The organism is Modicisalibacter radicis, from assembly GCF_900961225.1.
Lineage (GTDB): Bacteria > Pseudomonadota > Gammaproteobacteria > Pseudomonadales > Halomonadaceae > Modicisalibacter.
In genome coordinates this window covers 38,851-61,259 of record NZ_CAAHFN010000057.1, presented here as the reverse complement: position 1 = coordinate 61,259, position 22,409 = coordinate 38,851, and the positions used below count along the sequence as shown (strand labels likewise).

Genomic DNA, 22,409 nt, shown 5'->3' with positions numbered 1-22,409 from the left:
CGAGCGCGCGCGTTCAAGATTCTTATACTGCACAGCCATCCCATTGATTTCCCAGCACTATTCACCCGATCTCACGATATAGTACCAATAACAGCGCATGCCACCTTTGCCACCCTGAGAGCCTCGGGCCGACTTCCGCCCTTGCCCCCGACCGGATACCGCTTCCCCACGCTACCGCCAGGGCGAGGAACTACAACCCTCACCGCCTCGGCCATTATTTATGCCATCAAGCCCTTAAGTATCTCTAACCTATCGCGATTCAACGTCGATTAACATGGCGTTACACGAAAGGCGTACACATAAGAACGCCCGCGCCGTTGTGAGCGGCGCGGGCGTGGCGTTCAGCCGTGCGGGTGGTTCAGGAGGGGAAGCTGAACTGGGCTGTTTCCTGGGCGGAGCGCTTCGGCCAGCGTTGGGAGATGGCCTTGCGGCGGGTGTAGAAGCGCACGGCGTCGGGGCCGTAGGCGTGCAGGTCGCCGAACAGCGAGTCCTTCCAGCCACCGAAGCTGTGGAAGGCAACCGGCACCGGCAGCGGCACGTTGATGCCGACCATGCCGACTTCGATGGCGTCGGCGAAGCGCCGCCCGGCTTCGCCGTCACGGGTGAACAGGCAGGTGCCGTTGCCGTACTGGTGGGCATTGATCAGCGCGATGGCCTCCTCGAAGGTCTCGACGCGCACCACGCACAGCACCGGGCCGAAGATCTCGTCGCGGTAGATGCTCATCTCCGGCGTGACGCGGTCGAACAGCGTGGCGCCGAGGAAATAGCCGGGCGAGCCTTCCACCAGCGGATGTTCGCGGCCGTCGACCACCAGCTCGGCACCGGCGTTAGCGCCCTGCCCGATGTAGTCGTCGACCTTGTCGCGCTGGCCGGCGTTGATCAGCGCGCCCATGTCGAGGCCCTTCTCAGTCCCCGGGCCGATCTTGAGCTCGCGGGCCTGGGCGGCGAGGCGCTCGACCAGGGCATCGGCGGTGGCGTCACCCACGCACACGACCACGGAGATCGCCATGCAGCGCTCGCCGGCACTGCCGAACGCGGCGCCGATCAGGGTGCTGGCGGCGTTGTCGATGTCCGCATCCGGCAGCACCACGGCGTGGTTCTTGGCGCCCCCGAGGGCCTGCACGCGCTTGCCTTGCCGGGTGCCGCCCTCGTAGATCTTGCGCGCCACGGGGGTGGAGCCGACAAACGACAGCGCGCGCACTTCGGGCGCTTCGATCAGCGCATCGACGGCCTCGCGATCACCGTGGACGACGCTGAACAGCCCCCTGGGCAGCCCGGCCTCGTCGAGCAGTTCGGCCATCTTCACGGCGGCCGAGGGCGCCTGCTCGGAGGGCTTGAGGATGAAGGCGTTGCCGCAGGCCAGCGCCATCGGGTACATCCACAGCGGCACCATGGCCGGGAAGTTGAACGGCGTGATGCCGGCGACCACGCCCAGCGGCTGGTGGTTGGACCAGGTGTCGATGCCCGGCCCGGCGTTGTGCGAATACTCGCCCTTGAGCAGTTCCGGCACGCCGCAGGCGTACTCGACGTTCTCGATGCCGCGCTTGAGTTCGCCCATGGCGTCCTCGAGCACCTTGCCGTGTTCCTCGCTGACCAGCGCGCAGATCTCGTCGGCGTCGCGCTCGAGCAGGGTCTTGAAGCGGTACATCACCTGGGCGCGCTTGGCCGGCGGCATGTCGCGCCAGGCGGGCTGGGCCTCGCGGGCGGCGTCGATGGCGCGCTGCACGGTGGCGGTATCTACCATCGCCAGGCGGCGAACCGGCGCGGCGGTGGCCGGGTTGAGTACGTCGATGGTGCGCTCGCTGGTCAGCCGTTCGCCGGCGATCCAGTGGCCTAGGTCTGTCATAGCGTCTCTTTTCTATCGAATATGGGGGTCATGTCAGGGACCCGGACTTGGAGCTTCATTTATAACCAGTGAACGGGATGGGCTTTTCCGGCGGCAAGACTTCGCGAGGGCGCTGTAAACCCATCCCTGGGCGCTACCTTTGCCATCTGACCGCCATGGATGGCGGAAATGCCGGAATGGAAAGGAACACTTTCCGGCCATGGCAAAGGACCCTCGCTCCGCCTTGTCCCCCGGCGCCCATGATTCATTCCGAGATTTGGAAACGAACTCTTAAAATTCCCTGCCGAGCAAAGCCTCATCGAACGGATAGCGCGAGAGCTTCTCGATGCCGGTGTCGGTGACCAGCACTTCCTCCTCGAGCTTGACGCCGTCGGCGGCGCCGACCTCGCCGATGTAGCTCTCCACCGAGACCACCATGCCGGGTTCGAGCACGCCGTCCTTGGAGAAACGATCGAAGTCCATGTGGTGGGCGACCAGCGGGGTCTCGCCGTGCATGCCCACGCCGTGGATGATCGACGGGTAGCGGCGGTCGAGGAAGCGCTCGGGAATCTTCCAGGCGCTTTCGGCGATCTCCCGATAGCTCATCCCCGGCTTGAGGATCTGCATGTTGTGATGCACCTGCTCGTAGGCCATCCGGTAGAGGCTCTGCTGGTAGCCGCTGGGGCGGCCCGGGCCGACGTGGAAGGTGCGCGAGAAGTCGGAATAGTAGCCGTGGCAGCCGATGGTATCGGTATCCAGCGCCACCAGTTCGCCGGCACGGATGACCCGGTCGCTGGCCTCGTTGAACCAGGGGTTGGTGCGCGGGCCGGAGGAGAGCAGCCGCGTCTCGATGAACTCGCCGCCCTGCTGGATGACGTTGCCGTAGAGCGTGGCGAACAGGTCGTTTTCGCGCACGCCGGGCTTGATCGCCGCCTCGACCTCGGCGACCGCGGCCTCGCAACCCGCCATCGACTGCGCCAGGCAGGCGATCTCCTCGGGGGTCTTGATGCGCCGGCAATGCAGGGTGTCCTGCATGCAATCGAACACCTCGAGCCCCTGGGCCTCCAGCGAGCGGGCCAGGTTCAGCGCGCAGCGGTCCAGGCCGATCTTCTTGTTGCCCTTGCCGTGTTCTTCCATCAGCTCGGCGATCTCGATCCCGAACGGGTCCGAGGACATGTTGTCGCGCTGATTGACCGCCGACCACACCACCTTGGAGGTGCGCGCTTCGTCGATGGTCTCGAGCCAGGTCGAGACGTGGGCGCTGCCCGGGTATTCGAACAGGATCACCGGCCCCTCGAGCGGTACGTAGATGTAGCGCGTGGAGTTGCGCAGGAAGTAGCCGAACATGTTGCGCGAGCCGGTGGCGTAGCGCTGGTTGTAGGGGTCGAACAGCACCAGCGCGGCATAGCCCTGCTCGGCCATCATCGCGCGCAGGCGCGCCAGGCGCCCACCGCGTAGCTGCACCGGATCGAAGGCGGTGGGGATGCTGTCGGTATTGGCCATCGGCGCCGAGGGGACGACCGGGATGGAAGACGGCTCGCTGTCGCTGAGTCGGGCGGATTCGATACGGTTCATGGCAATCCTTTGGAAAAGGCAGCGCCCGGCGATGGCCACCGGGCGTCGGAAGTCGGCACGGAAGTGGAAACGGGAGTCCTTGCGTTCAGTCGGCGAGGTTGTCGCTGCGCTGGGTCCGGCCCTCTTCGAGCATGCGCTCGTGAACCGGCGCCATGCGCCCGAAGATGCGCTGGGCGCGCTCGGGGCGGCCGACGAAGCCCGGCTCCTTGGCATAGGCAAAGATCACCGTATGCCGCTCGCGGGTGCCCTCGACCGGGGTCACGCGGTGCAGCGAGTAGCGCCCGAAGAACACCTGCAGGTCGCCCGGCTGCAGGTCCAGCGTCTTCAGGCGGCTGCGATCGCCGTCCAGCACGGACTGAACCGCCTCGAAGTTCTCGCCCTCGGGGCTGCGGATGCCCGGCGCGTACTCGAACCGGCCCCCGCCCTCGGACTGGCGGGTCATCATGGTGACGATGAATTCGTTGGTGTCGTAATGCCAGGGGTGCTGGCAGCCCTCGCGCAGCACGTTGACGACCAGGTCCGCCAGCGGGTCGGCGTATTCGTGAATCGTCTCGATGCCCACCACCGCGGCGATGAAACGCTGAAAATCCGGATGCTGATAAACCTGGCGGATGATGGTGTCGTGGTCGATCCGGTCCCCGGCGACGAAGCCGTTGGTGCGGTCGCCGAAGCGGTTCTTGGGGTGCTCCGCCGGCAGGCTGGGGTCGCCGTCGGAGTTGTAGGGATTGGTTTCGTTCTGGTTGTAGTGCGCCGCCGGCGAGAGCCGCTCGGTCTCGCGCTCGAGGCGGTCGAGCGCATGGTCCGGCACGAAGCGCGGCAGCACGACGCAGCCGTCGTCGGCCAGCTGGTCACGGCAACGCTCGATCAGCGCTTGCCCGGCGGAACTCGAAAGATCGGTCAGCGGGTAACGCGCCAGATCGACGAGGCCCTCCAACGAGGAACTGTCCGGCCGGGTGTCGGCGGTAGCGTGCATGCAAGGTCTCCTGATCGCGGTCTTGACACCGTGTCAGCCTAGGGCGTGAAATTCGATAATAGAAATGAATGATTCAGATATGATCAATTTCAGAGGCTCATAGACGATGGATACGGACCTGTTGCGTGCCTTCGTGGCCGTCGCCGAATGCGAAGGTTTCAGCGCCGCCGGCAAGATTCTCTGCCGTACCCAGTCGGCGGTCAGCCTGCAGATCAAGCGGCTCGAGGATCGCATGGGCGAGTCGCTGTTCGAGCGCACCAGCCGCAGCGTGCTGCTCACCCCGTCGGGCGAAAGACTGCTGCCCTACGCCCGGCAGATATTGAAGCTGCAGGACGACGCCCAGCGCATGATGGGGGCCGACAACCAGCGTGAACTGATCAGGTTGGGCATTTCCGAGGAGCAGGCGAGCGCGTATCTGCCAAGCCTGCTACCGCGCTTCGCCGATTCCCATTCGCACGTGCATATCGAGGTCTATTGTGACATCAGCGCCAACCTGATTACCCGCTTCCAGGAGGGGCTGCTGGACATCGTCCTGGCGGTGCGGCATGGACCCACGCACACCGGGGAATTGCTGGGCCGCGAGCCGATGGTCTGGGTCGTCGACGATGACACCGACCCCGCCGACTGGCAGCGCCTGCCGCTGGCCCTGAACCCCGAGGGGTGCATATTTCGCGCCCATGCCCTGGCGGCGCTGGGAAGAGACGAACGACAGTGGGACGTGCGCTACATCAGTCAATCGCCGACCGGCATCAACGTCGCGGTACAGAGCGGCCTGGCCATGACCGTCAAGACACCGCGTAGCGTACCCGCCGGCTGCCGGATCATCGGCGATGACGAAGGGCTGCCCGACCTGGGGTACATCGAAATCGAACTTCATCGAAGCCCCGGGCAGATGAGCGAAGCGTTCGATAGTTTCTGTACGGATCTGGCGGCCACTGTGACCGGGATGCAAAGCGTGGAGAGTGTGGACCTGAACGCGTGCCCGGGTTGACCCGTTTTCGGCAACCGGCTTGCCGTCATCGCGCGGGCGGCTGAAAGGCCCAGGCAGCGGCACCGAGTGCACGATACGTCTCACAGTGATTAAGGTCGACGTATGGTGTCGCGCCTCCGCATAGAGTGCTCGCCGTTTTCGGATATATAATTCGACGGGCCTCAGAAAGCTTTTGAAGAGACCTAACGCCCGGCTCACGCGCCGGTTGGCGCCGCGAAGCGGCGGATAATAGGTCGCTGTGCAGCCGCTTATTAGATTTAGACCTGTATCACCTCAACAATTCTATCCGCACTATCCAAGATAGAATGCGAACCCCTACCTGACCCTCAACCCCCTCGCGGGGTGCGCCCCAGCGTACGTTTGTAGGCACAGGAAAACGCGCTCTGAGAACTGTAGCCAACGGATTCAGCGACTCTTGCAACAGACTGACCTGAGTCAAGTGCTTGCTGAGCCACTAGCATGCGCCACCGGATCAGGTAAGCAATTGACGGGATTCCGACTCGTGCCTTAAAACGATCCGTGAACGCGGTACGCGACATGCCTATCGCCGTCGCGAGCATGGGTACCGTCCACGGGTGGGCAACATTACCGTGCATCATTTGCAGCGCCTTACCGATTCGACGATCGGCCAGCGCCGTAATCCACCCGACACATTCCGACGGGCCGGAGGCGATATGGGCACGCACCGCTTCAATAACAAGAATTTCTGCTAACCGCTCGGCTATCAGCGATCCGCCCACCCCTTCCCGATCAACTTCACTTTGCAACGCGGCGAGCGTACGACCAATTGCATCGGCATTTTGAGAATCGCGTTCGATCGGCAAGTAGCGGGGCAACGCATCGAGAATAAATCCGGCACCGCCTTCGACGAATTCGCTGCCGCCACCGATCATAGCGGTCTCACGCCCCGTACCTAATCGAACCAGGTTCTGACCGGGCGCCGCGTACAGCGGCATCCCATCAGTGGGTTCGATTGCTGGGTCGCTTGCCACCACGTAACGCGTGCCGCTGAGCAGAGAGATGTCTCCGGCTACAAGCCGTCTTGGCGGGTCGTCGGGTAGCCATAGCCAACAATGACCACGAGTCACGGCTATGAATTTCAAACGGCTACGGCCATCAAAGGCGAGCGCCCAGTCGCCAGAAGCCTCTAGACCAGTGCCACGAACGCTTCGTGTGCCGATCGTAGCGAGAACATGAGAAAACGGGTCAGTCATAATTCTGGAGCATCGCGACAAAAATCCGATGAATCAAGCATAGATCCTCCAGTTGACCGCGAGTACTTTGAATCGCATGTCGCAAGGAGGTGAATGCTCATGACCATTCAGAACAAGACCGTTATCGTGACCGGCGCCGGAAGGGGAATTGGCCGTGCAACGGCTCGCCACTTGGCCGCATGCGGTGCACGTCTCGTTCTCGGCGCGCGCACCGAGCCCGAAATCGCCGCGGTCGCCGCCGAGATCAAAGCAGCTGGCGGCGAAGCAGCCTATCGCGCAACCGACGTAACCCGACGTTCAGAGCTTACAGCGCTAGTCGACCGCGCCTGCGAGCGGTTTGGCGGCCTTGATGTGATAGTCAGCAACGCCGGCATCGGGCCGATCTCCCGGTTCGATGCACTACGCGTCGATGATTGGGACGCCATGATCGACGTTAACCTGAAGGGTACCCTCTATGGCATCGCTGCCGCGCTGCCTGTGTTCGCTCGGCAAGAAAGCGGTCATATCATCAACGTCCTTTCGACGGCCGGGCTCCAGATCCTGCCAACCATGGGTGTATATGCAGCGACCAAGAATGCGCTACGAACGGCAACCGAAGCGTTGCGGCAAGAATCTGGTCAGGGCCTGCGTGTCACTGAAGTGTCGCCAGGTTTTGTTGATACCGGCTTCGCAGATTTCAGTATTACGGATCCTGAGCTGAAGGCAGCGATCAATAAACGAAAGGACGAGCTCGCTATCTCACCCGATGCCATTGCTCGAGCTGTCGCCTTCGCGATCGATCAGCCAGAAGACGTCGAGATAGGCAGCATCGTTGTCCGACCAACCGCGCAGCATTGATGCCGCCCCTTGGTTGGTATCTCCGCTGTTAACCCGCATCTGACAGGGGGTGGCCTTGCCGCGGGTGAAAAAGCACCCCTTTGACGAGCAATTCTTCGCCCAGTCCGGCATTTACCACCAGTGCTGTGGATAACGCCGATGCCGTGCCAGATTGTTGATGAGCACGGCGATGGTGAGCATCAACAAACAGCCGGCTGCCACCGGGAACAGCACATAGCCCCAGCCCAGGGCATGCAGCTCCTCGGAACCGATGACGGCGATCAGCGCCGTCGCCCCGCCCGGCGGGTGCAGGGTATGGGTCAGTTGCATGGCCAGGATCGCCGTCGAGACGGCGATCGCCGCCGACAGCCAGGTCTCGCCGAGCAGCTGCCAGCTGAGTACCCCGACGAGTGCCGAGAGCATGCTGCCGAAAAGCACGTTGCGGGGCTGGGCCAGGGGGCTCTCGGGGGCCGCATAGAGCAATACCGAGGTGGCGCCGAAGGACCCCACCATCAGTAGCGAGTGCGTACCGAGCGATTGAGCGCTCAACCAGCCCACGCCGGCAATGCCCAGGAAAGCGCCGAGCCACGACCACAGCGCGTCGCGCCAGCAAGGCGGCGTGCGTTCGACGCGCGCTCCCTTCATCTTGCCAATGTATGTTCTGACCATGGTCCTTCATCGCGCGTCGGGAAAGCCGGCTATCCTGCCAGAGCCTGTCAGGCGCTTGAAATAACCATTGGCTATAGAGGTAATTCCCTTCACCCGTGCCGAATCCGCGCCGGCACGCACTCCCGGCTCACGCCCCCTCCCGACGTCCTCTTTTCTTGCAAGTTGCCACAGTTGACAACGTGGTGCTAATGTAAACTATTATCATTAGCTTGTGCTAACACTAATCACCAACTTCTAAGCGACAAAAGAATGCACCCACACAGATCGCACCCTGTCAGGCTTTCCGGCTACGCCCTCCTTCCATTGACCACCGCCGTCCTCCTCGCCTTTTCTTCGGCACAGGCCGACGACAACTCAACCTCACCTGCCTCCGGGAGCGGTGATGGCAAGGACGCCGCGCTCGATTTACCCAGCGTCCAGGTGACTGCCGAGCGGCCGGTCGCCGCCACCGAGCGGACCGCCAGGGAAGAGGGCTCGGTCAGCGTGGTCGATGCTCAACGCCTGGAAAACACGGTGGCCTATTCCGCTGCCGACCTCTTTCGCTACGATCCCAGCATACTGACGACCGACCATGGGCGTTTCGGCCTCGCCGGTTTCAATGTCCGCGGGCTCGACGACAACCGGGTCTCGATCCAGCTCGATGGCGTCGAGATGGCCGAAAGTTACGGCCCGACCTCGAGTTATCTCGACACCGGGCGCCTGAGCACCGATATCGCCTCGCTTTCCGGTGTATCGGTGGTCAAGGGCGGCAATGCCCAGCGGGGGTCGGGCTTTGGTTCGGTTTCCTTGCGACTGCACTCGCCGCAGGACTTCCTCGACCCGAGCGGCGACGACACCCATGCCAGCGTTCAGGGAGGCTATCGCAGCGACAGCGATGGCGTCTTCGAAAGCGTCACGCTGGCCGCACGCCGGGGCGATTATGAGTCCCTGCTGGTCGCCACCAATCGCAATGGCGACGCGACCGAGAACCACATCGGCAGCGGTGAAAACGACCGGACCAGCGGCGATGGGCGCACCACACCCGATCCCGGCGAGGTGGACAACTACGATGTGCTGCTGAAACTCCAGAAGCTCAACGACAACGGGAAGATCGGGCTGGTGGCACAAAAGTACCGATCGACGTCCGACCTTCATCTCTATTCCCTGGAAGATGCCCGCCATGGCGACTATTACGCCGACGACTCGCTGACGCGCTATCGGCTGGGTATCTATCAGGACGCCGAATACCAGAGTCCCTTGTTCGACGCTTTCCACTGGCAGATCGACTGGCAACGCACCGAGACGGTCAACGACAGCTCGATGGTCTACAACGGCTACAATCGCCTGGTCGATCGCGATTTCGACCAGACCACCTGGCAGCTCAAGACGGACTTCAGCAAGCAGATCGATGCCGTGATCCCCCAGCAGCTGGCCTACGGGCTGACCCTGAAACGCGATGAGTACCAGAGCCTCAGCGAAGACTACAACCTGGATGCCGACACGGTGGACAAGTCGCGCTTTTCGCCACCGGGTACCGCGACGCGCGTCGGGCTCTATCTCCAGGACCGCTTGTCGCTGGCAGACGAGCGCGGCAGCCTGACCCCCGCGCTGCGATTCGACCATTACGAGTACGACCTCGACAACGATGGCCTTACCGCGCAATCCTACGAGGGCGCCAACGGCCAGGCACTGACCGGCCAGCTCGGCGGGACCTGGAACATCGCCCCGAGCACCGAGCTATTCGGCAAGACCGGCTTCGGCTTCCGCGCGCCTTCCTATGAAGAGCTTTACTACGACTACAACGCGGGCAGAGGCTATCGTATCGTCGCCAACCCCGACCTCGACGACGAGCACAGCCGCTTCGTGGAGTTCGGCATACGCCAGCAGGGCACTCTCGGCAGCGCCGAGCTCACGGGCTTCTACACCGACTACCGTGACTTCATCGAGAGTTCGGTCTCGGTGAGCATCGACCCCGCGAACTACCCCGCCGGGGAATACAGCACCAAGAACATCGATCGCGCCATCATCCGGGGCGCCGAATTCAAGGGCCGCCTGGACCTGCACCAGGCCATCGGCGTCAGCGATGGCTGGTATGCCCGCACGGCGGCGGCCTATATCGAGGGCAAGAACCTGGAGGATGGCGGCGCGATAGAATCCATCCCGCCCATTCAGGTCGTCGTTGCCCTCGGCTACCGGGCCCCCGGCCAGCAATGGGGCAGCGAACTCGCGGGCACGTTCGTCAACCATGTCAGCGACCACGATGCGGACGACAACTACGCGCCCGCCGCCTACCAGCTCTACGACCTGACCGGACACGTGAGCCTGGGTAGCCACCTGACACTGCGTGGCGGCGTCTTCAACGTGCTGGACAAGAAATATTGGGTGTGGGACGACGTCAGAGGCATCTCGGCAGGCTATGCCGGGGACGAGCGTTATACACAGCCAGGACGCAACTTCGGGGTCAGTGCGGAATACGTATTCTGAATTCTTGAAGCGATAGCCTGGGCAATATGCAAAACAACGGCACCCATCGCTATGGGTGCCGTTGTTTTATTTGGTTCACCGCATTTTGCCGGAAAATGCGGCACGGATCATCGGGAACACGCTCCCTCCCACAGCCCCTGCCGGTTAGCTTGTCCTTGTGGGGGCGAATTTATTCGCGATGGCGGGGCCTTGACGTTTCACGCCGATCCGCGAAGGACCTTGGGTTGCCACAGGCTGTCGCGGTGGCCGTATCAACGCTCGAGCAGCAGCGCCTGGCCGCGGCCGTCGGAGAAACTCAGCGTGGTGAGTTCGGCACCGAAGATCCGGGTGATCGTCTCTGTCGTGAGGACCTCCTCGGCACGGCCATGCGCGACGCGCTCCCCCGCCTGCAGCAACCAGACGCGATCGGCATAGCGCGCCGCCAGATTGAGATCGTGCAGGACGCACACGATGGCCAGCCCGTCCTGATGCGCGCAACGCAGCAGCAGTCGCATCAGGCGCTGCTGATGGCCGATATCGAGCGCACTGGTGGGCTCGTCGAGCAGGAGCATGCCGCCCGAACGCGGCCATTCGCTGTCTTCGCTGCTCGCCGCCAGCTGGCACAGGGCACGGGCGATCATGACGCGCTGCGCCTCGCCTCCCGAAAGCCGCGTGACCACGCGCGAGGCCAACGAGGTCAACTGCATCGCTTCGAGGGTGCCGGCCAGGCGGCGAGGGGACGGCTCGCCGCCGAGCGCCACCAGGTCACGCACTTTCCAGGCAAAGCTTGGCAATTCCTGCTGAGCGACGATGGCTCGCCGGGTCGCCAGTTCGCTGGGCGACCATTCGTCGAGTACCCGGCCATCCAGTTCGACGCGCCCCCGCTCGGCCTGGCGCAGGCCGGCCAGCATCGCCAGGAGCGTGCTCTTGCCGGCGCCGTTGGGTCCGACGATCGCCAGCATTTCGCCAGGGACGATGCGATCGCTGATCGGCCTCAGCGCAGGCGTCGAGGTCAGCCCCGCTTCTTTCAATCGCAGCATGCCGGTTCCTTAGTGAATCTGGCGACGTAGCAGCAGCCACAGGAAGTAGGTTCCGCCGACCAGGCTGGTCAGCAGACCCACCGGAAGTTCGGCGGGGCTCGCCAGGGTCCTGGCCAGGGTGTCGGTAACCACCAGCAGCAGCGCGCCGCCCAGCATCGAGGCCGGCATCAACAACCGGTGGCCCGGGCCCAGCCACAGCCGCAATGTGTGCGGCACCAACAGGCCGAGGAAGCCGATGATGCCGGCCAGCGCGACGCTCAGGCCGACGCCGAGCGCCGTGGCAACGATCACGCCGCGACGCAGGCGAGCCGTATCCAGCCCGGCACCGAAGGCCGTGAATTCGCCCAGCTGCAGCAGGTCCAGCCCATGCGAGCTGCGCAGCAGCAGGATCAACGTCGGCGGAATGACCAGCAGCGCGGCAACCACCCCCGGCCACAGCGAATGCGCCAGCGTCCCCATGCCCCACAGGCTGAGCTGACGCAACTGTTCGTCATTGGCGATGAACGCCAGCAGCCCGCCGGCGGCGCTGGCCAGCGTGTTGAGCACCAGCCCGGTCAGCAATAGTGCCGTCAGCGTGCCTCCGCCCTGGGCCCGCCGCCCCAGGGCAAAGACCAGCACGGTAATTCCCAGCGCACCGAGAAAGCCCGCCACGAACTGCCCGTACAACCCCCAGGCGCTGCCTGCGCCACCGAGCAGCACGATCCACGCCGACACCGCCAGGCCCGCGCCGCTGGCGATCCCCAGCAAGGTGGGGTCGGCGAGCGGATTGCGAAACAGGCCCTGCATCGCCGTACCGCTGGCCGCCAGAATGGCGCCGATCAGCACGGCGGCAAGCAACCGGGGCAGACGAAGCTGCCACCACACGTAACCATCCATCGTCGAGGGCAGTTCACCGAGCAATAGACTTGGCGAGAGCCCCACCGAGCCGCTGAACGCCGCCACGCCGAGTGCCGCCAGCAGCAGCAGGACGAAACTGCATAGCACACGATGCCGGTGGCGGGCGGCATCAGGCGGCCCGCCCGGATCGGTCACGATGGCCGACTCGCTCATTGCAGCGTTTCCAATGCCCGTCTGAGTTTCAACAAGGTCTCGGGGGTACGCGGACCGAAGCCCAGCAACGCCAGGTCATCGAAGACCAGCAGGCGTCGATGACGGCCGGCCGGTGTCAGCGACATCCCCGGCAGCGCCCAGACGCCCTCTTCACCGCCCAGCGCCTGCACGCCACGGGTCGTGGCGATGATGACCTCGGGCTGGTGCGCGACCAGGGCTTCCGAGCCGACGGGACGATACCCGTTGAGCGAGGCAAAGGCGTTGTCGATGCCCACCGCCTGCATGATTCCCCCGCCCCCGGTTTCCTGCCCGGCCGCCATGGGCGTCATGCCGGAATGGCTGAGCAGGAACATGCCATGCAGAGCGAGAGGCGGCAGCTCGCGCAGGGCCTGAATCTGCGTGGCCAGCGATTCGGCGAGGGCTTCCCCGCGCTGCACGGCTCCCACCGCGGCTGCCACCTCGCGCACCTTGTCCGGAATGGCAGCGAGGCGCTTCTCCGCAGGAATGGTGACCATCGAGACGCCGCTGGCACGCAATTGCGCCAGCACTTCTTCCGGTCCGGCATCGGCGCTGACGATCAATCGCTGCGGGTGCAACGAGAGCACGCTTTCGGCGGTCAGCCGTCGCAGATAGCCGATACTGGGCAGGGCTTCCAGTTCAGGTGGATAGAGCACGGTATCGTCACGCCCCACCAGTGAATCGGTCGCGTCCAACGCCGCCAGGATTTCGCCGATATCGCCACCGATCACCACCGTGCGTGGCGCTTCTTGGGCCGATGCGGCCGACGCGATGCACAGCGAAAGCATGATCGCCAGAAACGTCCTCGGCACGGCCCGCAACAGTGCGAACAGGGGGCATGAGACGAAGGCTGCCTTGCGGTAGCGAGGCGATCGGATAGCGGGGTACGGTGGCATCGAAGACTCGGTGGCAGGAATTTAATGCAAATAATAATAATTATCTTTACACGAAATACAACCGCCATGAGCGCCTTTCCTCCGCCCCGCCCCGGCAGGCGCATCGTGTACCTGGGGAAACGTGTAACCTGGAAAAGAGTGTGCATGCGCAGCGAGGCCCAACCGGCCTGTATTAACATGGCCCGTTGTGTCCCCCTATCTGGCCGCCCCTGTAAGGCGAGCAGCGTGTACAAGGAGAACCCATGACTGACTTCGACGATCCCCGGCTCGACATGGACGCTGCCATGCGGCAGACCCTCGCGCTGTATCACCAGCGTATCGAGGCCGAACGCCAGGGTCAGGGCGGCCCGCACCGGCACATGGCGGTGGGGCCGGCGACCGGGCGGCTCATCAACCTGCTGGCCGGCAGCCTCGACGCACCGCACATCCTCGAACTGGGCACGTCGCTGGGCTACTCGACGATCTGGCTCGCCGACGCCGCCCGCGCCACGGGCGGCCGGGTGACCACGCTGGAGCTGGAAGCCGAGAAATCCGCGTCGGCCAGAGAGATGGCCGAGCAGGCAGGGCTGGCCCGGTGGGTCGACTAGCGGGTCGGCGATGCGCTGGAACTGCTCGAGTCTCTCGACGGCCCGTTCGACTTCGTGCTCGTCGACCACTGGAAGGATCTCTACCTGCCGAGTTTCGAGGCCTTCCGCGACAAGCTCGCACCGGGGGCCATCCTGGTGGCCGACAACATGATCCGAGGCGGGGGCAGCGGCGGCCAGGCGGAATATGCCGCCGCCGTCCGCGCCACCCCGGGGATGACCAGCGTGCTGCTGCCGGTGGGCTCGGGGCTGGAGGTCAGCCGCTACGAGCCGTAACGGCGAGACAAGGCTCGCCTCGCTCGCCCGGAGCGGTCAGGTTGCGTCTATCGGCGGCGTACCGTGGGTGTGGAACGTCTCGATGGTTTTCATGCCCCAGGCCTGCCCCTTCTTGCGTTCCGCTTCGGTCCAGACGATGGGCTCCCAATCCGGGGCGAGAATCAGGCGCGCGCCGGCGTTGGCGAGTTCCACACGGTTGCCGGCGGGCTCCCACACGTACAGGAAGAAGGTGCCCTGGATCGCGTGCTTATGGGGACCCGTCTCGATATGCACGCCGTTCTGCAGGAAGATATCGGCGGCACGCAGGATATCCTCGCGCTGATCGGTGGCGTAGGTGACATGGTGCAGTCGCCCATCCCCCCTGCCATGTTCCTCGGTGCAGGCCAGGTCGTAGCTCTTGTTGTTGACCGTGAACCAGCAGCCGCCGATGCGGCCGTTGTCGAGCTGGATCAGTTCCGTCACGCGGCTGCCAAGGCAGGTTTCCATGAACAGACGGAATTCGCTCACGTCCTCGGCCAGCAGGTTCACGTGGTCCAGTCGCCGTGGCGCGGCACCGGTAAAGGCCGAGGCGGTGTTCTTCAGGGCGGCGCGCTCGGCCTCTTCCTGCGGCTCGTACCACACCGTGTCGTAATAGATCTCGAACACATGCCCGAACGGATCCTCGAAGCGGAACGCCCGGCCATGGCTGTGGTCGCCGTCGATCCAGCCGAGGGTCGTGTAGCCCGCGGCCTGGATCGCTTCGACGCGGCGCTCCAGCGCCTCCGGCGAGGCGGCGCGATAGGCAATATGCCCGACCCCGGTGGTTTCGGCCCGCGTCAGTTTCAGGGAGGCGTATTCGTAGTCGTCCCAGGCGCGTAGATAGGCACTGGTATCGTCCCGCCCGGACAGCTTCAATCCATAAACGCGGGTGAAGAAATCCAGGCTCTCTTCGAAGCGGTCCGTCAGCATCTCGACATGAGCCAGATGGGCAATATCGTTGCAATGCTCCATTACAAGTCCTCAAGGTTATCTGGTGGCGCAGCGACTGACTGCCACGGGGTCCCGGCCCGGCCCGGCCCGGCCCGGCCGATGGAGCGTCACTCGTACTTCAGGCCCTTCTCGGCCAGGCGCGCGCGCATGTCGTAGATGTCCAGCCCCAGCTCGCCGTTGGCCAGGCGCACGCGCTTTGCCTCCTCGCGCTCCATCCGCGCCTTCGACAGCGCCAGTACCTCCTCGGCCTCTTCGCGACGCACCACGACCACTCCGTCGTCGTCGGCGACGATGACATCGCCGGGGTCGATCAGCGCGTCGGCGCAGACGATCGGCACGTTGACCGAGCCCAGCGTCTCCTTGATGGTGCCCTGCGAGAAGACATGTCGCGCCCAGACCGGGAAATGCATGCCGCGCAGGTCGCGGGTATCGCGCACGCCGCCGTCGATGACCAGCCCGACGACCCCGCGCGCCTGGGCGGAGGTGGCCAGCAGGTCGCCGAAGAAGCCGTGGTTCGACGGCGAGGTGGGCGCGAAGACCAGCATGTCGCCGGCCTGCGCCTGCTCGATGGCGACGTGCATCATCCAGTTGTCGCCGGCGGCCCCGCTGATGGTCAGCGCCGAGCCCGCGACGCAGGCATCCTGCTGGATGGGCCGCAGGTATTCGGCAAGCAGGCCGCGGCGCCCCTGGGCCTCGTGGATCGTCGCCACGCCGCAGGCCTCGAGCCCGCGAATCGTCTCGGGAGCGGCGCGCTCGATCTGCTGCACGACACGATGTTCGTTCATGGTCTGGCTCCTTGGTCGTCAGAGACTCAACCGGCTGAAGACCCGGCGCGCGTTGCCCTCGAAGATCTTGTCGCGCTCGGCCTGGCTGAGATTCGGGTAGTTGTCGATGTAGCGCTTGGTGTCATCGAAGGGGTGCCCGGTTTCCGGATCGATGCCGCGCACGGCGCCGATCATTTCCGAGGCGAACAGGATGTTGTCGACGGGCAGGATGTCCAGCAGCAGATCGATGCCGCGCTGGTGGTAGACGCAGGTGTCGAAGAAGACGTTGTTCAGCACGCGCTCCTCGAGCCTGCCGAGCCCCTGGTCCTGCGCCAGCCCGCGGAAGCGCCCCCAGTGGTAGGGAACGGCGCCGCCGCCGTGCGGGATGATGACCTTGAGCGTCGGGAAGTCCTTGAACACATCGGACATCATCAGCTGCTGGAAGCCCGTGGTGTCGGCGCCGAGATAGTGGGACCCGGTGGTGTGGAAGCAGTCGTTGCAGGCGGCGCTGACATGGATCATGGCCGGGATGTCGTACTCGGCCATCTTCTCGTAGATCGGATAGAACGCCCGATCGGCCAGCGAAGGGCCCTGCCAGAAGCCGCCGCTGGGGTCGGGGTTCAGGTTGATGCCGATGAAGCCCATGCCGCCGACGGTGCGTTCGATCTCCGCCACGCACAGCGCGGGGTCGGCACCCGGCGATTGCGGCAGCTGCGCGACCGGGGCGAAATTGTCGGGGAACAGGTCGCAGACCCGGCGGATCAGGTCGTTCTGATGCTCGGTCCAGAACTGGCTGGTGTGGGCGTTGCCGATATGGTGGCCCATCCAGCTGGCTCGCGGCGAGAAGAGGGTCAGGTCGGTGCCACGCTCGCGCTGCAGTCGCAACTGGTTGTTCTCGATGCTCTCGCGGATCTCGTCGTCGGAGATGTCGAGGCGGCCCTTCTCGCCGACATGGTCGGGGTCGCTGGCCACGGCCGCCTTCTGACGTTCGCGATAATCGCCGACCTGGGGCGGCGTGGTGGTGTAGTGACCATGACAGTCGATGATCATGCACAAACTCCCTCGGATGGGGCAGCAACCAAGGCGATTGCCTGCCCACGGCCCATAAGATTTTCGGTTCTGCGGATGTTGCACGCGCCGGGGCGCCCTTCGTGCACTTCATGCAGCGCAACCCGTCGCGGACAGCGGCCAGGCAAGGCTCATCGACCGGCCGGACGCCAGCGCGCTGCCTCGGCATGTCCGCCGGCTAGCGCTTCCACACGGTGCCGGGCACGAAGACCCGCCCTTCGGCCAGCAGCCGCGCGGTCCTGAGCACGCCGCTACTGACGATGTTCCCCTGGGTATCGAGCCGCAGCTCGACGGTGAATTCACCGGTGGGATGCTCGATCGACAGGCGCTTGCGATCGCCGGCGGGCAGCGCCACCAGGGCGCCGGTCACCGAGCCGGGAATCAGGCAGGCGGTGGCGACGCTGACGGCCCCCAGCACCCCGATCGCCTGGTGGCAGCGGTGCGGAATGAACGAGCGCGTGGTCAGGGTGCCGCCCGCGTCAGGCGGAGCGACGAGCGTCATCTTGGGCACGGTGCGGGCCGCGACGTCGCCCAGGTTCATCAGCTCGCCCGCCTGCAGGCGGATGCGCTCGAGGCGTCGTTTGAGCGCGTCGTTGGCTTCTAGCTCGCTGCAGCTTTCGTGGCCCTCGATGTCGAGATCCCCGGCGCGCAGCACGACCACCGGCATGCCGTTGTCGATGCAGGTCACCTCGACGCCGTCGATCCGGTCGCTGGCGTTACCGCTCGGCAGCAGCGCGCCGCAACTCGACCCGGCGGTATCCTGGAACTCGACGATCAGCGCCGCGGCACTGCCCGGCACGCCCGAGATACGCGCATCCCCGGCGTATTCCACATGACCGCCGGGTGTCGGCACCGTGATGATGGCAAGCTGGCCGGTATTGACCATGTGGATGCGTACCGGGGTCTCGCCGTCGCGGGCCGCCACCAGCCCCCGCTCGATGGCGAACGGGGCGACCCCGGCCAGGATGTTGCCGCAGTTCTGGCCGTAATCCACGCGGGGCTCGTCGACCACCACCTGGGCGAACAGGTAGTCGATGTCGGCGTCGTCGCGCGAGGCACGGTCGACGATGGCCACCTTGCTGGTCAGCGAGTCGGCGCCGCCCAGACCGTCGATCTGGCGTGCGTCGGGGGAGCCCATCGCCGCCAGCAGCACGGCGTCGCGGGTCGCGGTATCGCGGGGCAGGTCGTCGGCGAGGAAATACAGCCCCTTCGAGGTGCCGCCGCGCATGTGCAGGTAGGGGATCGCTGTTTGCATGGGCTTTCTCTCTCTTTCACCCCGGTCGACATCGGCCCGGTCAACGCGGCATGGCCTCGTCACGGCACGCCTGTCCGAGGTGTGGATCTCTCGTTGCGCTTCATCGTGACATCCCGGCAATGGCGCTGAGTAATGCTTTATCCCGTACCTGCATGCGTTTTTCTTATGGGCGCTGTGATGCCAAGCTCTCCTCTTCCGCCATCACGCTAACCGGCCGCGCTGACTCTCAGTCGCGATCGATCGGCCCCGCGCAGCGCGTTTCATGCGTCATCTCCCGTTGGGCAGCCGCCACTTCCTCGGCGGAGAACCGGGTCGTATGGCGTGCGGCGAAACGCTCGAGGTCCGCGGGCGTGCAGGGTTGCCCGGTAAAGATAGCGACGTACTGCGCCACGCGGCTTATGCGCGTGTCCTTGCTCTCCTGGGTATGCATCGAGATATAGCCGATCTGCAGCAGGTAGACGGTCCTGGCGCGGGTGTCGGCTTCCGAGGCTTCGTAGCCGTAGCGGATGAACATCGCCTGCAGCGCCTCGAGGCGTCGTTCGTCGGCATGGCGGACCCGCTCGGCGACGGCGCTGTCCTGCAGGCTCCAGCTTCTGACGGCGTATTCGAACTCCGAGTCGAAGAGGGCGGGGTCGAACCAGCAGTCGAAGACGTTCAGCAGGGCCTCGACGATCGACGCGGCATATCTTTCGGTCTGCAGGACCAGGGCGCGGGTGTTCTGGTGTTCCCAGCGCTCCAGCAAGGCGGCAAGCACCTCTTCGCGATCCCTGAACAGCCAGTAGAAACTGGTGCGCGACGTGCCCAGCTTCCTGGCCAGCGGCACGATCTTGACGGCGCCTACGCCGGAGTCGATCAGCAGGTCGTACGCCGCATCGACCCAGGCAATCCGGTTGCTCGTGGAGCGGTCACTTTTCACGCGGTTCCCTCCCTCCCATGGGCGTGGCAGCGATGATAACAGAAGCCTTGTCAGCTCTCTGTACACAGATGTCATCATTATTGACAACCTAGTACAGCCACGGCTAGCTTGAATCGATATCACAACAACAAGCGAGTACTCACCGTGAACAACGACCCTCTGCTGCGGCCCCTGCAGCTCAAGCACCTGACGCTGAAGAACCGGGTCATGCTGACCTCGCACGAACCCGCCTACCCGGAAGACGGCATGCCCAAGAAACTGTACCGGGCCTATCACGTCGAACGCGCCAGGGCCGGCGTGGCGCTGACCATGACGGCGGGTTCCGCGGCGGTCTCGAAAGACAGCCCGCCCGTCTTCAACAACATCCTCGCCTACAAGGATGAAGTGGTGCCGTGGATGCGCGAGCTGACCGATGCCTGCCACGAACATGGCACGGCGGTGATGATCCAGCTGACCCACCTGGGGCGCCGCACCCGCTGGGACAAGGGCGACTGGCTGCCCATCGTCTCGGCGTCGAATCACCGCGAGGCCTCCCACCGCGCCTACCCCAAGAAGGCGGAGCTCTGGGACATCGAGCGACTGATCAGGGACTACACCGATGCCGCCGAGCGCATGCACGCCGCCGGTCTGGATGGACTCGAGATCCAGGCCTACGGCCACCTGATGGACCAGTTCTGGTCGCCGCTGACCAACGAACTCGACGGGCCCTACGGCGGTAGCCTGGAAAACCGGCTTCGCTTCACCTTCGAGGTGCTCGCCAGCATCCGCGCGCGGGTGGGCGAGGAGTTCCTGCTGGGTGTGCGCTATACCGGCGACGAATGCCTGCCGGGGGGCTTCGATGCCCGCGACGGCATGGCGATCTCGCACCGGTTGAAGGACAGCGGCCTGGTGGATTTCCTCAACGTGGTGAAGGGGCACATCGATACCGACCCGGGGCTGACGGACGTCATCCCGATCCAGGGCATGCCCAGCGCGCCGCATCTGGACTTCGCCGGCGACATCAAGCGTGAGGTCGATTTTCCCACCTTCCACGGCGCCAAGATTCAGGATGTCGCCACGGCACGCCATGCGATCGCCTCGGGCAAGGTGGACATGATCGGCATGACGCGCGCCCACATGGCCGACCCGCACCTGATGAAAAAGGTCATGGAGGGCCGCGAGGCGGAAATTCGCCCCTGCGTCGGCGCCAACTACTGTCTCGATCGCATCTACCAGGGCGGGGCGGCGTACTGCATTCACAATGCGGCGACCGGCCGCGAAACCACCATGCCGCATACCATCGCCCCGGCCGCTACCCGACGCAAGGTCGTGGTGATCGGCAGCGGGCCCGGCGGGCTGGAAGCGGCGCGCGTGGCCGCCGAGCGCGGGCACGAGGTGGTGGTGTTCGAGGCCGCCGACGCCCCGGGTGGCCAGATCCGCCTGACGGCACAGAGCGAACGCCGTCGCGAGATGATGGGGATCATCGACTGGCGGATCGAGCGCTGCCGGGCGATGGGCGTCACCTTCCATTTCAACGTCTTCGCCGAACAGGACGAAGTGCTCGCCGAGTCTCCCGATGTGGTCATCGTGGCGACCGGCGGCCTGCCCAACGAGCAGGCGCTGGCGGAAGGCAACGAACTGGCGGTGACGGGGTGGGACATCCTCTCAGGCCACGCCAGGCCGGGGCGCAACGTGCTCGTCTACGATGACGCCGGCGACCATACCGCGCTGCAGGCGGCGGAGATCATCGCCAAGGCGGGCAGCCGGGTGGAGTACATGACCGCCGACCGCGCCCTGGCGCCGGAAGTGATGGCCATGAACCTGGTGCCGTACATGCGCGCCCTGCAGGTGCGTGATGTCACCTTCACGCCGACGTTTCGGCTGACCGGCATCCGCCGCGACGGCGGCGCTCTGGTGGCCTCGATCAGCAGCGACTATACCCGGCTCGACCTGGAGCGACGCGTGGATCAGGTGGTGGTCAACTTCGGCACCCTGCCGTTGGACGATCTCTACGAGGAACTCAAGCCGCTGTCGAGCAACCGGGGCGCCGTCGACTACGACGACCTGATCGCCGGCAGCCCGCAATCGCTCGACAGCCATCCGGACGGCAAATTCCAGTTATTCCGGATCGGCGATGCGATTTCTCACCGCAACACGCATGCGGCCATTTACGATGCGCTCAGGCTGGCCAAGGACCTGTGAAATCGACACGTCAATTGCCCAATACCACCGTGCGCCCCGCATGCAGGAATACGCGACGCTCCAGGTGATAGCCAATGCCGCGTGCCAGCGTCAGGCACTCGATGTCGCGCCCCTTCGCCACCAGGTCTTCCGGGTAGTGGGCGTGATCGACCGGCTCGACGCCCTGGGCGATGATCGGTCCTTCGTCGAGATCGTTGTTGATGTAGTGCGCCGTCGCGCCGACCAGCTTGACGCCCTTCTCATACGCCTGGTGATAGGGCCTGGCGCCCTTGAACCCCGGCAGTAGCGAGTGGTGAATATTGATGGCGCGTCCCGCCAGCCGCTCGCACATGGCCGGCGACAGCACCTGCATGTAGCGCGCCAGCACCACCAGTTCCGCCCCGCTCTCCTCGATGATCGCCTGGATCTGGGCTTCCTGTTGCGGCTTGGTCTCGGGCGTGACGGGCAGATGGTGATAGGGTAGGCCATGCCACGTCGCCAGCGGCTCGAGATCCGGATGGTTGGAGATGACGGCGCGGATGTCCAGCGGCAACTGACCGATACGGTAGCGATACAACAGATCGTTCAGGCAGTGATCGGCCTTGGAGACGAGTATCACGGTCCCCGTGCGCTTGCCCGGCGGGGTCAGCTCGAAATCCATCTCGAACTCGGCGGCACGCGGCGCAAACGCCTCTTGAAACGCCTCGCCATGGAATCCTTCCAATTCGGGGCGAAATTCGGCACGGATGAAGAAGCGTCCGCCCAGCCGGTCATCGAAGGAGTTGAGCTCGATGATGTAGCAATGCTGCTCCTTCAGGAAACGCGTCACCACATCCACCGTCCCCAGACGACTGGGGCACTGGGCGGCAAGAATCCAGGTATCGGCCATTCGGCTCATGACGTTCACT

General features: G+C 64.7%; 20 protein-coding genes. 6 read left to right on the top strand and 14 right to left on the bottom strand.

Going from position 1 to position 22,409, the window contains the following annotated elements; genetic code table 11:
- Positions 1-358: 358 nt before the first annotated feature.
- The 3 genes from HR9077_RS08655 to HR9077_RS08645 form a co-directional block, all read right to left on the bottom strand.
- Positions 359-1,846, bottom strand: coding sequence for a CoA-acylating methylmalonate-semialdehyde dehydrogenase (locus tag HR9077_RS08655; RefSeq protein WP_136066609.1), 1,488 nt, complete (start codon positions 1,844-1,846; stop codon positions 359-361).
- Between the two features lie 270 nt (positions 1,847-2,116).
- The gene (locus HR9077_RS08650) at positions 2,117-3,400 is read right to left on the bottom strand and encodes a M24 family metallopeptidase (protein WP_136066608.1); all 1,284 of its coding nucleotides are present in this window, start codon (positions 3,398-3,400) and stop codon (positions 2,117-2,119) included.
- A gap of 85 nt (positions 3,401-3,485) precedes the next feature.
- Positions 3,486-4,373 (bottom strand): HalD/BesD family halogenase, encoded by an 888-nt coding sequence (locus HR9077_RS08645; protein WP_136066607.1) that lies wholly within the window; start codon positions 4,371-4,373, stop codon positions 3,486-3,488.
- A 106-nt stretch (positions 4,374-4,479) separates the two neighbouring features.
- Here HR9077_RS08645 and HR9077_RS08640 point away from each other — a divergent pair, with 106 nt between their 5' ends.
- A complete protein-coding gene (locus HR9077_RS08640) occupies positions 4,480-5,364 on the top strand; it encodes a LysR family transcriptional regulator (protein ID WP_136066606.1) in 885 nt (294 codons plus the stop codon).
- 326 nt (positions 5,365-5,690) lie between these two features.
- Here HR9077_RS08640 and HR9077_RS08635 read toward each other — a convergent pair whose 3' ends face one another.
- Positions 5,691-6,578, bottom strand: a complete 888-nt coding sequence (locus HR9077_RS08635) for an AraC family transcriptional regulator (RefSeq protein ID WP_136066605.1) — start codon at positions 6,576-6,578, stop codon at positions 5,691-5,693.
- Positions 6,579-6,677: 99 nt separating this feature from the next.
- On the opposite strand from HR9077_RS08635, the gene HR9077_RS08630 reads away from it, so the two are divergent.
- Positions 6,678-7,415, top strand: coding sequence for an SDR family oxidoreductase (locus HR9077_RS08630; RefSeq protein WP_136066604.1), 738 nt, complete (start codon positions 6,678-6,680; stop codon positions 7,413-7,415).
- A gap of 111 nt (positions 7,416-7,526) precedes the next feature.
- Here HR9077_RS08630 and HR9077_RS08625 read toward each other — a convergent pair whose 3' ends face one another.
- Positions 7,527-8,063 (bottom strand): HPP family protein, encoded by a 537-nt coding sequence (locus tag HR9077_RS08625; protein WP_136066603.1) that lies wholly within the window; start codon positions 8,061-8,063, stop codon positions 7,527-7,529.
- Between the two features lie 420 nt (positions 8,064-8,483).
- Here HR9077_RS08625 and HR9077_RS08620 point away from each other — a divergent pair, with 420 nt between their 5' ends.
- Positions 8,484-10,526 (top strand): TonB-dependent hemoglobin/transferrin/lactoferrin family receptor, encoded by a 2,043-nt coding sequence (locus HR9077_RS08620; protein WP_168380920.1) that lies wholly within the window; start codon positions 8,484-8,486, stop codon positions 10,524-10,526.
- Between the two features lie 251 nt (positions 10,527-10,777).
- Here the strand turns inward: HR9077_RS08620 and HR9077_RS08615 are convergent, their stop codons facing one another.
- The 3 genes from HR9077_RS08615 to HR9077_RS08605 are packed head-to-tail and all read right to left on the bottom strand — an operon-like array spanning position 10,778 to position 13,425.
- Entirely contained in the window at positions 10,778-11,545 is a 768-nt protein-coding gene (locus HR9077_RS08615; RefSeq protein WP_136066601.1) for an ATP-binding cassette domain-containing protein, read from the bottom strand.
- 9 nt (positions 11,546-11,554) lie between these two features.
- On the bottom strand, positions 11,555-12,595 hold the full coding sequence (locus tag HR9077_RS08610; RefSeq protein WP_136066600.1) for a FecCD family ABC transporter permease: 1,041 nt from the start codon (positions 12,593-12,595) through the stop codon (positions 11,555-11,557).
- The gene (locus HR9077_RS08605; protein ID WP_244613113.1) at positions 12,592-13,425 is read right to left on the bottom strand and encodes a heme/hemin ABC transporter substrate-binding protein; all 834 of its coding nucleotides are present in this window, start codon (positions 13,423-13,425) and stop codon (positions 12,592-12,594) included. Before HR9077_RS08605 ends, HR9077_RS08610 begins: the two co-directional genes overlap by 4 nt.
- Positions 13,426-13,751: 326 nt before the next feature.
- Here HR9077_RS08605 and HR9077_RS22020 point away from each other — a divergent pair, with 326 nt between their 5' ends.
- The gene (locus HR9077_RS22020) at positions 13,752-14,096 is read left to right on the top strand and encodes an O-methyltransferase (RefSeq protein ID WP_210725890.1); all 345 of its coding nucleotides are present in this window, start codon (positions 13,752-13,754) and stop codon (positions 14,094-14,096) included.
- Positions 14,097-14,150: 54 nt separating this feature from the next.
- The gene (locus HR9077_RS22015; protein ID WP_210725889.1) at positions 14,151-14,369 is read left to right on the top strand and encodes an O-methyltransferase; all 219 of its coding nucleotides are present in this window, start codon (positions 14,151-14,153) and stop codon (positions 14,367-14,369) included.
- Positions 14,370-14,405: 36 nt separating this feature from the next.
- Here the strand turns inward: HR9077_RS22015 and HR9077_RS08595 are convergent, their stop codons facing one another.
- The 5 genes from HR9077_RS08595 to HR9077_RS08575 form a co-directional block, all read right to left on the bottom strand.
- Positions 14,406-15,359 (bottom strand): VOC family protein, encoded by a 954-nt coding sequence (locus HR9077_RS08595; protein WP_136066599.1) that lies wholly within the window; start codon positions 15,357-15,359, stop codon positions 14,406-14,408.
- A gap of 86 nt (positions 15,360-15,445) precedes the next feature.
- On the bottom strand, positions 15,446-16,123 hold the full coding sequence (locus HR9077_RS08590; protein WP_136066598.1) for a 4-carboxy-4-hydroxy-2-oxoadipate aldolase/oxaloacetate decarboxylase: 678 nt from the start codon (positions 16,121-16,123) through the stop codon (positions 15,446-15,448).
- Between the two features lie 18 nt (positions 16,124-16,141).
- Positions 16,142-17,152, bottom strand: a complete 1,011-nt coding sequence (locus HR9077_RS08585) for an amidohydrolase family protein (protein ID WP_136066597.1) — start codon at positions 17,150-17,152, stop codon at positions 16,142-16,144.
- A gap of 196 nt (positions 17,153-17,348) precedes the next feature.
- Positions 17,349-18,425, bottom strand: a complete 1,077-nt coding sequence (locus tag HR9077_RS08580; protein WP_136066596.1) for a 4-oxalomesaconate tautomerase — start codon at positions 18,423-18,425, stop codon at positions 17,349-17,351.
- A gap of 226 nt (positions 18,426-18,651) precedes the next feature.
- Positions 18,652-19,341 carry a TetR/AcrR family transcriptional regulator gene (locus HR9077_RS08575; RefSeq protein WP_244613111.1) on the bottom strand — a complete coding sequence of 230 codons (690 nt, stop codon included), beginning with the start codon at positions 19,339-19,341 and terminating at the stop codon, positions 18,652-18,654.
- A gap of 144 nt (positions 19,342-19,485) precedes the next feature.
- Here HR9077_RS08575 and HR9077_RS08570 point away from each other — a divergent pair, with 144 nt between their 5' ends.
- On the top strand, positions 19,486-21,522 hold the full coding sequence (locus HR9077_RS08570) for an NADH:flavin oxidoreductase (protein WP_136066595.1): 2,037 nt from the start codon (positions 19,486-19,488) through the stop codon (positions 21,520-21,522).
- A 10-nt stretch (positions 21,523-21,532) separates the two neighbouring features.
- Here the strand turns inward: HR9077_RS08570 and purU are convergent, their stop codons facing one another.
- A complete protein-coding gene (gene purU / locus HR9077_RS08565) occupies positions 21,533-22,399 on the bottom strand; it encodes a formyltetrahydrofolate deformylase (RefSeq protein ID WP_136066594.1) in 867 nt (288 codons plus the stop codon).
- Positions 22,400-22,409: the final 10 nt, after the last annotated feature.